The 12,281-nt window shown below is 73.6% G+C and carries 14 protein-coding genes; 6 read left to right on the forward strand and 8 right to left on the reverse strand.

Annotated features, from left to right (window positions below; all coding sequences use genetic code 11):
* From VIU94_RS33925 to VIU94_RS33950, 6 genes are all read left to right on the forward strand, one after another.
* The coding region (locus tag VIU94_RS33925; protein WP_524540657.1) for an ADP-ribosylglycohydrolase family protein at positions 1 to 209 on the forward strand (209 nt) is incomplete at its 5' end.
* 52 nt (positions 210 to 261) lie between these two features.
* Positions 262 to 1,461: an ADP-ribosylglycohydrolase family protein gene (locus VIU94_RS33930; RefSeq protein WP_331917508.1), complete on the forward strand. Its 1,200-nt coding sequence runs from the start codon at positions 262 to 264 to the stop codon at positions 1,459 to 1,461.
* A complete protein-coding gene (locus VIU94_RS33935; protein WP_331917510.1) occupies positions 1,458 to 2,852 on the forward strand; it encodes an ADP-ribosylglycohydrolase family protein in 1,395 nt (464 codons plus the stop codon). Before VIU94_RS33930 ends, VIU94_RS33935 begins: the two co-directional genes overlap by 4 nt.
* Positions 2,849 to 3,799, forward strand: coding sequence for a ribokinase (rbsK, locus tag VIU94_RS33940; protein ID WP_331917512.1), 951 nt, complete (start codon positions 2,849 to 2,851; stop codon positions 3,797 to 3,799). The genes VIU94_RS33935 and rbsK overlap by 4 nt, the downstream gene beginning before the upstream one ends.
* Positions 3,796 to 5,010, forward strand: a complete 1,215-nt coding sequence (locus tag VIU94_RS33945) for a CaiB/BaiF CoA transferase family protein (RefSeq protein ID WP_331917514.1) — start codon at positions 3,796 to 3,798, stop codon at positions 5,008 to 5,010. Before rbsK ends, VIU94_RS33945 begins: the two co-directional genes overlap by 4 nt.
* A complete protein-coding gene (locus tag VIU94_RS33950) occupies positions 5,007 to 5,804 on the forward strand; it encodes an HpcH/HpaI aldolase/citrate lyase family protein (RefSeq protein WP_331917516.1) in 798 nt (265 codons plus the stop codon). Before VIU94_RS33945 ends, VIU94_RS33950 begins: the two co-directional genes overlap by 4 nt.
* A 123-nt stretch (positions 5,805 to 5,927) precedes the next feature.
* Here VIU94_RS33950 and lgt read toward each other — a convergent pair whose 3' ends face one another.
* From lgt to VIU94_RS33990, 8 genes are all read right to left on the reverse strand, one after another.
* The gene (gene lgt, locus VIU94_RS33955) at positions 5,928 to 6,953 is read right to left on the reverse strand and encodes a prolipoprotein diacylglyceryl transferase (protein ID WP_331917518.1); all 1,026 of its coding nucleotides are present in this window, start codon (positions 6,951 to 6,953) and stop codon (positions 5,928 to 5,930) included.
* Between the two features lie 144 nt (positions 6,954 to 7,097).
* Complete coding sequence (locus tag VIU94_RS33960; protein WP_331917520.1) at positions 7,098 to 7,919, reverse strand: DsbA family protein; 822 nt, start codon at positions 7,917 to 7,919, stop codon at positions 7,098 to 7,100.
* Positions 7,920 to 7,983: 64 nt separating this feature from the next.
* On the reverse strand, positions 7,984 to 8,802 hold the full coding sequence (trpA, locus tag VIU94_RS33965) for a tryptophan synthase subunit alpha (protein ID WP_331917522.1): 819 nt from the start codon (positions 8,800 to 8,802) through the stop codon (positions 7,984 to 7,986).
* Positions 8,799 to 10,046 carry a tryptophan synthase subunit beta gene (gene trpB / locus VIU94_RS33970; RefSeq protein WP_331917524.1) on the reverse strand — a complete coding sequence of 416 codons (1,248 nt, stop codon included), beginning with the start codon at positions 10,044 to 10,046 and terminating at the stop codon, positions 8,799 to 8,801. The genes trpA and trpB overlap by 4 nt, the downstream gene beginning before the upstream one ends.
* Before the next feature lie 129 nt (positions 10,047 to 10,175).
* Entirely contained in the window at positions 10,176 to 10,358 is a 183-nt protein-coding gene (trpM, locus tag VIU94_RS33975) for a tryptophan biosynthesis modulator TrpM (protein ID WP_414721056.1), read from the reverse strand.
* A gap of 54 nt (positions 10,359 to 10,412) precedes the next feature.
* The gene (trpC, locus tag VIU94_RS33980) at positions 10,413 to 11,222 is read right to left on the reverse strand and encodes an indole-3-glycerol phosphate synthase TrpC (protein ID WP_331917528.1); all 810 of its coding nucleotides are present in this window, start codon (positions 11,220 to 11,222) and stop codon (positions 10,413 to 10,415) included.
* Between the two features lie 167 nt (positions 11,223 to 11,389).
* Entirely contained in the window at positions 11,390 to 11,872 is a 483-nt protein-coding gene (locus VIU94_RS33985; protein ID WP_414721057.1) for a DUF2752 domain-containing protein, read from the reverse strand.
* Between the two features lie 124 nt (positions 11,873 to 11,996).
* Entirely contained in the window at positions 11,997 to 12,248 is a 252-nt protein-coding gene (locus VIU94_RS33990; protein ID WP_331917530.1) for an HGxxPAAW family protein, read from the reverse strand.
* Positions 12,249 to 12,281: the final 33 nt, after the last annotated feature.

The following is a 12,281-nucleotide window of genomic DNA, read 5'->3' on the forward strand; positions in this document are numbered from 1 at the left end:
CGGCGGCCTGCCTGTCCCGGGTCGCGGACTCCGCCCCGGCGCTGTCCGGTGCGCTCACCGGCGCGCTCGGCGGGGCGGCCTCGCTCCCGGTGACCTGGCGGGACGCGTGCCGGACCCTCGCGGGCTGCGCGCTGCCCCGCCTCGCGGGCACCGATCTCGTGGAGCTGTCCCAACTCCTCGCCCACGCCCGGCTCTCCCGGGAGCGCTAGCTAGGGCGTGTTCCCGGGGCCACCAGGGGCCCCGGGATGGACAATTCGGGGCATGACACCCACAGCCCACCGGAGGCAAGTCCCCTCCCCATCGGCCTCCTCCTCCCCCTCCCTCGACGACCGCATCACCGGCAGCCTCGTCGGCGCCGCCGTGGGCGACGCCCTCGGCGGCCCGGTCGAGGGCTACACCCCCGACCAGATCCTGGAGCGCCACGGCGGTCGGGTCACCGGCATCGTCGGCCCCTGGAACGGCGACGCCTGGCGCGTCGCCCGCCCCATCGCCCCGTACCACAAGGGCGACGGGCACGTCACCGACGACACCTTGATGACGCACGCGCTGATCCGCGTGTACGGGAAGGTCCGCGACCACCTGGACGCGTACGCGGTCGCCGACCACCTGGTCCCCGAACTCGTCGGGGAGCCGGTGTGGATCCCGGAGCTGGAGGCGGAGGCGCTGCCGCTGCAGCGGATCTTCCTCGCCGAGAAGTGGATCGTGACGCGGCTGCTCTACGGCCACGTCGACCCGCGCGAGGCGGGCAACGGGAACATCGTCAACTGCGGTGCGGCGATGTACATGGCGCCGGTGGGCCTGGTCAACGCGGCGAACCCGGCGGCGGCGTACGCGGAGGCGCTGGACGTCGCCGGCGCGCACCAGTCCTCGTACGGGCGGGAGGCCGCGGGCGTCTTCGCGGCGGCGGTGGCCGCGGCATGCGTGCCGGGCGCGACGCCGCGCTCGGTCGTGGACGCGGCGCTGGACGTGGCGAGGGACGGCACGGGCGCAGCGATCGAGGCGGTGACGGAGACGGCGGAGCGGTACACGGACTTCGAGTCCGCGCTCGCGCCGCTGCGGGCGGCGGTCGCGCCGTTCGACACGGTGGGCCCGGACTACCGGTCGCCGTCGCTGGGCGCGCGACGGCCGTCCCGGCTGCACGCGATCGAGGAACTGCCGGTCGCGCTGGGCATGTTGCTGGTCGGGGAGGGCGACTACCGGCGTACGGTGCTCGGCGCGGTCAACTACGGCCGGGACTGCGACTCGATCGCGACGATGGCGGGCGCGATCGTCGGGGCGCTGCGGGGCGAGGCGGCGGTGCCGACGGACTGGGCGAAACAGATCGCGGAGGCGAGCCGGCTGGACGTCCACGCCCCGGCGGCGGTCCTGACGGCCGTCGCGCACGAGGTCTTCGCGAAGGACGCGGCCCGCCGCCGGGTGCACGAGTCGGCGTACGCGGCACTGACGGAAGCCGACCGATGAGCCTGCGCGTGACATGGGTCCAACCGGAGGACCTGGTGGGCCACGAACTCCGCCAGGCGACGGAAGACGGCCGCAACGCCGAGGCGGTGGCCACCCGCTGGCAGAAGGCCGGCGGCCACAACGCCCCAAGCACAGCCGGCGCCTCCCAACCCCCCCGCCCCGACCTCCGCCCCCTGGCGACCGCCCTCCTGGACACCCTGGCAACCCTTCCCACCCCGACGACCGAAGACGAGCCTTCGACCTTCGAGGCCATCCGCGCGACGCCGCACCCCGAAACACGGGCCAGGACCGTCCGCACCGGGGACCCCTCGCTCACCCGAGAGGCCCTCCGGGCGCGGCTGCATGCTGCGTGGCTCGGGCGGGCCGTCGGGTGTCTGCTCGGGAAGCCCGTGGAGAAGGTGGGGCTCGGGGGGATCCGGGCGCTGGCCCGGGCCGCTGGGAACTGGCCGCTGAACACCTGGTTCACCGCGCGCGGCGTCCCCGCGGAAGTCCTCGACGCGCACCCCTGGAACCGCCGATCCGCCGCCACGTCCCTCGCCGAGAACATCGACGGGATGCCCGAGGACGACGACCTCAACTACCCCCTCCTCAACCTGCTCCTCCTCCAGCGGTACGGCCGCGACTTCACCACCGCCGACGTCGCCCGTCTCTGGCTCGACGAGCTCCCCGCCGGCCGCACCTTCACCGCCGAGCGCGTCGCCTACCGCAACCTCCTAGACGGCGTCGAGCCCCCGCTCACCGCGACCCACCGCAACCCCTTCCGCGAGTGGATCGGCGCGCTGATCCGCGCCGACGTGCACGGCTGGACGCACCCCGGCGACCCGCTCGCCGCCGCCGAGCAGGCGTACCGCGACGCCTCCCTCACCCACACCGCCAACGGCCTGTACGGGGCGATGTTCGTCGCCGCCGCCCTCGCTGCCGCCGCGACCGGCGCCGCCGACGTCCACCAGTCCCTCGCCGCCGGACTCCGCGTGATCCCGCCCCGCTCCCGGCTCGCCCGCGCCGTCCGCCTCGGCATCGAAACCGCCCGCGCCACCCCCGACTTCGACGCCGTCGTGGACCGCCTCCACGCGACGCTCGGCGGGTATCACTGGGTCCATGCCGTCCCCAACGCCGCCCTCCTCTCCGCCGCGCTCACCCACGCCGACGGCGACTTCACCCGCTCCATCTGCGCGGCGGTCTCCGGCGGCTGGGACACCGACTCCAACGGCGCCACCGCCGGCTCGCTCGCCGGGCTGCTCGCCGGCCACCCCGAGCGGCTGCCCGAGCGCTGGACCTCCCCCCTCAAGAACCGGCTCGCCACCTCGATCCCGTCCTTCGACGGCATCGGCTTCGACGCCCTCGCCGACCTGACCGCCGCCCTCGCCCTCCAGGAGGCAGTACGCCCATGACCAGCATCGTCGTGCTCGGCAGCACGAACATGGACCTCGTCGCCTATGTCCCCCGCGCCCCCGCCCGCGGCGAGACCGTCACCGGCCGGGAGTTCCGCACCGTCCCCGGCGGCAAGGGCGCCAACCAGGCCGTCGCCGCCGCCCGCGCCGGCGCCGACGTCGCGATGATCGGCGCGGTCGGCTCGGACGACTTCGGCGCCCGCCTCCGCGACGCGCTGGAGCACTCCGGCGTCGACACCGACCTGCTCCGCACCTCCGAGGGCCCCTCCGGCACCGCTCACATCGTCGTCGACGACGAGGGCGGCAACGCGATCGTCGTCGTCCCCGGCGCGAACGCTGCCCTCACCTCCCTCACCCACGGCGACGAAGCGCTGATCGCCAACGCCGACACCCTGCTCCTCCAGCTCGAACTCCCTCTCTCCGTCGTCACCGCCGGCGCGGTCACCGCCCGCGGACTCGGCGTCCGCACCGTCCTCACCCCCGCCCCCGCACAGCCCCTCCCCGACGAACTCCTCGCCGTCACCGACCTGTTGGCGCCCAACGAGCACGAGGCCGCCGCGCTCACCGGCCTCGCCGACCCGCACGCCGCCGCCGAGGCGCTGCTGCGCAAGGTGCCCGAGGTCGTCGTCACCCTCGGCGCGGCGGGCAGCCTGTACGCGGCCCGCGGCGCCCGGCCCGTCGTCGTCCCCGCGCCCCGGGTCCGGGCCGTGGACACCACCGCCGCCGGGGACACCTTCGTCGGCGCCCTCGCCGTCGCCCTGGGCGAGGGCCGCCCGGTCCCCCAGGCCCTCGCCTGGGCCTCGGCCGCCGCCGCGCTCTGCGTCCAGCGCCCCGGGGCCTCGTCCTCGATGCCGTACCGCAGCGAGATCGACACCGCCTTCGACCCGGCGAACGACGACCGCCCGAACGACGACCACGACCACCGCATGGAGGCCGACGCCCTATGACACCCCCCGCCTCGACTCCTCCCGCCACCCCTCCCCTCCAGGGTCTGCGCGTCCTCGATCTCGCCACCCTCTTCGCCGGGCCGCTCGCCGCGATGATGCTCGGCGACTTCGGCGCGGACGTCGTCAAGGTCGAGCACCCCCGCAAGCCCGATCCCTCCCGCGGCCACGGCCCGGCCAAGGACGGCGTCGGCCTCTGGTGGAAGGTGCTCGGCCGGAACAAGCGGACGATCACCCTCGACCTGTCCTCCCCCGGCGGCCGCGACACCCTCCTCCGCCTCGTCGCCGACGCCGACGTCGTCGTCGAGAACTTCCGCCCCGGCACCCTGGAGCGCTGGGGCCTCGGCTGGGAGGAGCTGTCCACCGTCAACCCCGGCCTGGTCCTCGCCCGCGTCACCGGCTTCGGCCAGTTCGGCCCGTACTCCCACCGCCCCGGCTTCGGCACCCTCGCCGAGGCGATGAGCGGCTTCGCCGCCATCACCGGCGAGCCGGACGGCCCGCCCACGCTCCCCCCTTTCGGTCTGGCCGACTCCATCGCCGCGCTCGCGACGGCGTACGCGGTGATGACCGCGCTCACCGCCCGCACCGCCACCGGCCGCGGCCAGGTCGTCGACATGGCGATCATCGAACCGATGCTCGCGGTCATCGGCCCGCACGCCCTCTGGTACGACCAGCTCGGCTACGTCCAGCCGCGCACCGGCAACCGCTCCCGCAACAACGCCCCGCGCAACACGTACCGCACCGCCGACGGCTCCTGGGTCGCCGTCTCCACCTCCGCGCAGTCCATCGCCGAGCGCGTGCTCCGCCTGGTCGGCCGCCCCGAGCTGATCGACGAGCCCTGGTTCGCCGACGGCGCCGGCCGCGCCGCCCACGCGGACGTCCTCGACGAGGCCGTCGGCTCCTGGATCTCCCGGCACACCCGCGACGAGGCGCTGGCCGCGTTCGACAAGGCGGAGGCCGCGATCGCCCCGGTCTACGACGTCCGGGACGTCATGGCCGACCCCCAGTACCGCGCCCTGGACACCGTCACCGAGGTCCCGGACCCCGAGCTGGGCCCGATCCGCATGCAGAACGTGCTCTTCCGGCTCTCCGAGACCCCCGGCGCGATCCGCTGGACCGGCCGCCCGCACGGCGCGGACACCGCCGACGTCCTCGCCGAACTCGGGCTCTCCCCCGACGAGATCACCGCCTTGCGGAGCCAAGGAGCGGTATGAGCTTCCCCCTCACCTGGCTGTACGCCCCCGGCGACCGTCCCGACGTCGTCCGGAAGGCGCTCGCCTCCGGCGCCGACGTCGTGATCGTCGACCTGGAGGACGCGGTGGCCCCGGACCGCAAGGCGTACGCCCTCGACGCCACCGTCGATCTGCTCTCCGACCCGCACCCGGTCCCGGTGCACGTCCGCATCCACACCCCGCGCGACATCACCCCGCTGGCCTCCCTCCCCGGCCTCGGCGGTTTCCGTGTTCCCAAGGTGGCACACGCCACTGACATCCGCCGGATCGCCGATGTCGTCCCGGACATCCCGCTGTACCCGCTCCTGGAGACCGCGCTCGCCGTGGAGCACGCCTATGGCATCGCCGGCGCTCACCCCTCCGTGCACGGGATCGCCCTGGGCGAGGCGGACCTCCGCGCCGACCTGGGCGTACGGGAGGACATCGGGCTCGACTGGTCGCGCGGCCGCATCGTGGTCGCCGCCCGCGCCGCGGCCCTGCCGCCTCCCGCCCAGTCGGTCCACCCGGACGTCCGCGACATGGAGTCGCTGGCCGCGAGCTGCGCGCGCGGCCGCTCGCTCGGTTTCCTCGGCCGGGCGGCCATCCACCCGCGCCAGCTCCCGATCATCGAGCAGGCCTATCTGCCCACCCCGGACGAGGTCGCCGGCGCGGAGGAGATCGTCAAGGCCGCCGAGGCCGAGGGCGGCGCACTCGCGCTCCCGGACGGCCGCTTCGTCGACGCGGCCGTGGTCGAAGGCGCCCGCCGCGTCCTGACCCTGGCCGCCCGCGAGGGCTGAGAAGGCCGAGAGAGCCGACAGAGCCAGAGAGCCGACAGAGCCGAGAAAGGGGCTGGAACGGGCGACGGGCCGCCGGGACCCATCGGTCCCGGCGGCCCGTCGCCGCATCGTTCCGTCGCCGGCTCAGCTCTTGCCGGCCGCGCCCGCGCCGTTGTCCGCGCCGTCCTTCGACAGGTCCACGGAGTCGTCGGAGCCCTCCGAGGCATCGGAGACGTCGTCCGCCGGGGCGTCGCCCGGAGCCGCGTCCTCGGCCGCATCGATCTCCACGCCGGACTCCGCCTCGAACTCCACGCCGGACTCCGCGTCCGACGTCGCGTCCTTCTTCGCTTCCTCCGCCGCCGCCGGCTCCACGACCTCTTCCCGGCCCGGCCGGACCTTCGACGAGATCACCATGTAGACGACCGCGAGCACGAAGACGACGATCGCCGTCCAGACGTTCAGCCGCAGGCCGAGGATGTGGTGCGCGTCGTCGATGCGCAGGTACTCGGTCCACACCCGGCCGGCGCAGTACGCGGCGACGTACAGCGCGAACGCACGCCCGTGGCCCAGCTTGAAGCGGCGGTCGGCCCAGATGACGAGCAGCGCCACGCCGACGCACCACAGCGACTCGTACAGGAAGGTCGGGTGGTAGATCCCGGCCTCGCGGTTCGCGCTCGCCGTGATCTTCAGGCCCCACGGCAGGTCGGTGGGCTTGCCGTACAGCTCCTGGTTGAACCAGTTGCCCCAGCGGCCGATCGCCTGGGCGAAGGCGATGCCGGGCGCGATGGCGTCCGCGTACGCCGGCAGCGGGATGCCGCGTCGCCGGCAGCCGATCCAGGCGCCCACCGCGCCGAGCGCGATGGCGCCCCAGATGCCGAGGCCGCCCTCCCAGATCTTGAAGGCGTCGACCCAGTCCTCACCCTCGCTGAAGTACAGCTGGTAGTCGGTGATGACGTGGTAGAGCCGGCCGCCGACGAGGCCGAAGGGCACCGCCCAGACGGCGATGTCGGCCACGGTGCCGGCTTTGCCGCCGCGGGCGAGCCAGCGCTTGTTGCCGTACCAGACGGCGACGAAGACACCGATGATGATGCAGAAGGCATAGCCGCGCAGCGGAACCGGTCCGAGGTGGAGCACACCGGTCGAGGGGCTGGGAATGTAGGCAAGGTCCATGGCAGGACCGACGCTACCCTGCCGGATGGGTGGGGCGGCAGCCCACCCGGCAACGTCTGAGTAACTAACCCCGCCGCCCCCACTGATCCCATGGGCCCCAAAGCCCCCACCGATCGCCCCCACCGATCGCCTCAGCCGGCCGCCTCAGCTGGTCGTCGGCGAGGCGCTGGCCTTCTTCTTGCCCTTGTTCGCCTCGGCGACCCACTTCTTCAGGTTCGCCGGGGAGATCTGCTCGTTCCCCTTGCTCGGGAAGATCGATTCTCCGTTGAGCAGCACGGACGGCGTGCCCGTGAAGTTGCCGCTGCGGAAGGCCTCGTTCGACTTCTTCACCCAGGTGTCGTGCGTGCCGCCCTCGACGCAGCTGCGGAAGGCGGGCGTGTCCAGCCCCTCGACCTTCGCCGAGAGCTCGATCAGCTTCCCGTTCTTCGCGTACGCGTCGTCCGTCTCCTCCGGCTGGTTCATGTAGAGGACGTCGTGGTACGGGGTGAACTTCCCGGCGGCCTGGGCGCAGGCCGCCGCGTTCGCGGCGCGCAGCGAGCCGCTGCCGCCCATGTTGCCGTCGATGAGCGTGGCGAGGTGGTACTCGGACTTGATCGCGCCCGCCGCCTCCAGCTCGTGGATCGTGTCCCGGAACGCGTTCTCGAACTGGGCGCACGCCGGGCAGCGGAAGTCCTCCCAGATCGTGAGCGTGGACGGGGCGTCCGCCGCGCCGGTGGGGATGGCCGGCTTGTCGTCGCCGGTCGCGCCGCTCGGTACGACGACGGGGCCGGCCTTGTCGGACCCGCTGTCGTCGTCGCCGCCGCTGGCCGCGATCACGCCGATCACGGCCGCCAGGCCGAGGACGCCGACGATCGCGGCGGACACGATCAACACCCGCCGCTGCTTCTCGCGCGCCTTCTCGCGCTCTCGCTGCTGCTGGAGTCGCGCCCGGGCGCTCCCTTTACCGTCACGGTTCTTCTCGCTCACGCCCTCAGCAACGAACCGGGGAGGCACGCGCGTGCCTCCCCGGTCGCAGATCCACCCGTACGGGCTACGAGGTGCGGCGCACGCCCTCTGCCAGTTCGGCCGCCAGTTCCCTTACGGCGGCCAGCGCGGTGGCCCGGTCGCCGTCGGCGTCGAGCATCCGCTTCACGAAGGCCGAGCCGACGATGACGCCGTCCGCGAAGCCGGCGACCTCGCGCGCCTGTGCCGCGTTGGAGACGCCGAGACCGACGCACACCGGCAGGTCGGAGTTCGCGCGGGTGCGGCGGACGAGGTCGGCAGCCTCGGCGCCGACGGACTCGCGGGTGCCGGTGACGCCCATGAGCGACGCGGCGTAGACGAAACCGGAGCCGGCCGCCGTGATGGTGGCGAGCCGCTCGTCCTTGCTGCTGGGCGCGACGACGAAGACGGTCGCGAGACCGTGCTTGTCGGCGTGCTCGCGCCAGAGCGCGGACTCCTGGACCGGCAGGTCGGGCAGGATGCAGCCCGCGCCGCCGGCCGCGGCCAGCTCCTCGGTGAACCGCTCGACGCCGTAGCGGTCGATGGGGTTCCAGTACGTCATGACCAGGACCGGCTTGCCGGTGGCCGCGTGGGCCTCCTTCACCGTGCGCATGACGTCGGCGATCCTGACGCCGCCGCGCAGGGCGATGTCGTCGGCGGTCTGGATGACCGGGCCGTCGAGGACCGGGTCGCTGTGCGGCAGACCGACCTCGACGACGTCGGCGCCGCCGTCGAAGGCGGCCTTGACCGCCTCGATGCCGTCGTCGACGGTCGGGAAGCCGGCGGGGAGGTAGGCGATGAGCGCGGCGCGGTTCTCCGCCTTGGCCTTGGCCAGCGTGTCGCTCAGCAGCTGAATGTTCCCGCTCACTTCTGGTCCCCCTCGGCCCCGTTGTCGTACAGCCCGAAGTAGCGGGCTGCGGTGTCCATGTCCTTGTCGCCGCGGCCGGACAGGTTGACCACCAGCAGCCCGTCCTTGCCGAGCTCCTTGCCGACCTCCAGCGCGCCGGCGAGGGCGTGCGCCGACTCGATGGCCGGGATGATGCCCTCCGTGCGGGAGAGCAGGCGGAGCGCCTGCATGGCGGCGTCGTCGGTGACGGCGCGGTACTCGGCGCGGCCGGTGTCCTTGAGGTACGAGTGCTCCGGGCCGATGCCGGGGTAGTCCAGGCCGGCCGAGATGGAGTACGGCTCGGTGATCTGGCCCTCGTCGTCCTGGAGGACGTACGACCGCGAGCCGTGCAGGATGCCGGGCTCGCCGGCGGTCAGGGTGGCGGCGTGCTCGCCGGTCTCCACGCCGTGGCCGGCCGGCTCGCAGCCGATGAGGCGGACGTCGGCGTCCGGGATGAAGGCGTGGAAGAGGCCGATGGCGTTGGAGCCGCCGCCGACGCAGGCGACGGCGGCGTCGGGCAGCCGGCCGGCCCGCTCCAGGATCTGGCGGCGGGCCTCGACGCCGATGACGCGGTGGAAGTCGCGGACCATGGCCGGGAAGGGGTGCGGTCCGGCGACGGTGCCGAAGAGGTAGTGGGTGCGGTCGACGTTGGCGACCCAGTCGCGGAACGCCTCGTTGATGGCGTCCTTGAGGGTGCGGCTGCCGGACTTCACCGGGATGACCTCGGCACCGAGCATGCGCATCCGGGCGACGTTCAGCGCCTGGCGCTGGGTGTCGATCTCGCCCATGTAGATGGTGCAGTCGAGCCCGAAGAGGGCGCAGGCGGTGGCGGTGGCGACGCCGTGCTGGCCGGCGCCGGTCTCGGCGATGACCCGGGTCTTGCCCATGCGCTTGGTGAGCAGGGCCTGGCCGAGCACGTTGTTGATCTTGTGCGAGCCGGTGTGGTTGAGGTCCTCCCGCTTGAGGAAGATCCGGGCGCCGCCGGCGTGCTCGGCGAACCGGGGGATCTCGGTGAGGGCGCTCGGGCGGCCGGTGTAGTTGACCATGAGGTCGTTGAGCTCGCGGGCGAACTCGGGGTCGGCCTTGGCCTTGTCGTACTCGACGGCGACCTCGTCGACGGCGGCGACCAGGGCCTCCGGGATGAACTTGCCGCCGAACGCGCCGAAGTAGCCCTCGGCGGTGGGGACCTGACCCTCTGGGTCGGGAAGGAAGAACTCGCTGGACATGCGACTGCTCCTCGCGGGGCGGACGCCCCGGATGACGTGCTGACGGTGGTCACGTTATGCGCGTGCCCGCCGCGCCCACGGCAACGCCGCCGTGCCCCGAAGGGGGACGGCCGGCTCTTGCGGCTGCGGTCAGTGGGTGCGCGCGAGGCGCGGGCGCCATCGCATGCCGTTGACCTGGCCGGGCTCGTCGCCGATCACGTATCGCACCCGGCGGCCGTGCACCCGCCGGGCCGGCGCACGGCAGCCGCGCGGGCGGCAGCCGCGGGCCAAAGGCGCGTGCGGGAGGAGTGCCGCCGCGGACACGCCGAGCATCCCGGGGACGGGGCCCCGGGGAGTCGGCGTGGTGCGGCGGGCGGTCATGTGGGGTCAGCTCCGGCCGTGGCGCAGGGCCGGGTGGGCGCCGGCGGCGACGAGGTCGGCCACGGCGGCCTTCGGGTCGCGGCCGGTGACCAGGGACTCGCCGACCAGGACGGCGTCGGCGCCGGCGTTGGCGTACGCGATGAGGTCGTGCGGGCCGCGGATGCCGGACTCGGCGACCTTGACGATGCCGGCCGGGACCTCCGGGGCGACCCGCTCGAAGGTGGAGCGGTCGACCTTGAGGGTCTTGAGGTTCCGGGCGTTGACGCCGATGATCCGGGCGCCGGCGTCGACCGCGCGCTCGACCTCCTCCTCGTCGTGCACCTCGACCAGCGGCGTCAGGCCGATGGACTCGGCGCGCTCGATGAGGGAGACCAGCGCCTCCTGCTCGAGGGCGGCGACGATCAGCAGCGCGAGGTCGGCGCCGTACGCGCGGGCCTCCCACAGCTGGTACGCGGTGACGATGAAGTCCTTGCGCAGCACCGGGATGTCGACCCGGGCGCGGACGGCCTCCAGGTCGGCCAGCGAGCCGCCGAAGCGGCGCTGCTCGGTGAGGACGGAGATGACGGCCGCGCCGCCGGCCTCGTAGTCCGCGGCGAGTCCGGCCGGGTCGGCGATCGCGGCGAGCGCGCCCTTGGACGGGCTGGAGCGCTTGACCTCGCAGATGACCTTGACGCCCTCCCCGCGGAGTGCGGCGACGCCGTCCTTGGCCTGCGGGGCCTTCGCGGCGCGCTCCTTGAGCTCGTCGAGGGAGACCCGCGCCTGCCGCTCTGCGAGGTCGGCGCGCACGCCTTCGATGATCTCGTCGAGCACACTCACGCGAGAGGCCCCCTTCCGGGACGGTGACGGTGTTGATGCCGTGGTTGATGCCGGTGACGATGCCGGCGGTGAACCAACATCAGCCAAGTCGATGGTATCCGCAGGACGGCGTAGCGCCCGCATCCGGTTGACGTGCGTCCCACTGTCTGGGATCCCGTCCGGTCGGTTCAGGGCGCGAGCGCGGCCCCGAACGGCAGGTTCCGCACCACCGTGAAGAGGACGAGGACCGCGCCGATCCCCCACCACCAGGCGTTGGGCACGGAGGTCCGCACAGGCAGTCCGCGGACGGCCCGAACCAGCCACAGGACGATCAGGACCGCGAACACTCCGTAGCCGATCACCGCGAGGGCGTTGGACCCGAAGGCCGCGCCGAGGTCGCCGTGGGCGAACGCGTGCGCGCTGCGCAGCCCGCCGCAGCCCGGGCAGTACACGCCGGTGTACCGCAGCAGCGGGCAGACCGGGTAGTGGCCGGGCTCGTTCGGGTCGACGGTCCCGACGTACGCGAACGCGGCGGCGACGCCCGCCAGGGTCCCCAGCGGGGCGAGGAGGCGGCGCGCGAGCGGGCGGGACCCGGCCGGGGGCGGCGGGGGCGGCACGTACCGGCCGCCCTGTGCCCAGGCGGCGTCGGGGCCGCCCGGGGCGGCGGTCACGGAAGGTGTCGGGTTGACGTCCACCCGGTGATTCTCCCCGCAACGGCGCGAAGGCGCAGCCCGGTGTTCCCGGGCCGCGCCTTCGCGTGGTCGATCAGAAGGTCGATCGGAGGTCTCAGGACCGTCAGGACCGGGCCGTGGCGGCGGCCGCGCGCTCGCGGGCCGCGATCGAGGCCTCGGACTCCTTCGGCATGCCGAGGCCCATCATCTTCATGACGCCACCGACGACACCGCCGATGAGGACGACGGCGATGCCGGCCCAGAATCCGGGCACATTGGCGGCGACCATGAAGACACCGGCGATGCAGAAGCCGATGAAGGAAATGGTGACACCGGTCCAGGCGGCAAGGGTGTGTCCGTGGGCGCTGCCCGCCATGAGTTGCTCCTCGGTAGCTGTAGCTCTGGGTGA

It is taken from the genome of Streptomyces sp. (assembly GCF_036566765.1).
Taxonomy (GTDB): domain Bacteria; phylum Actinomycetota; class Actinomycetes; order Streptomycetales; family Streptomycetaceae; genus Streptomyces.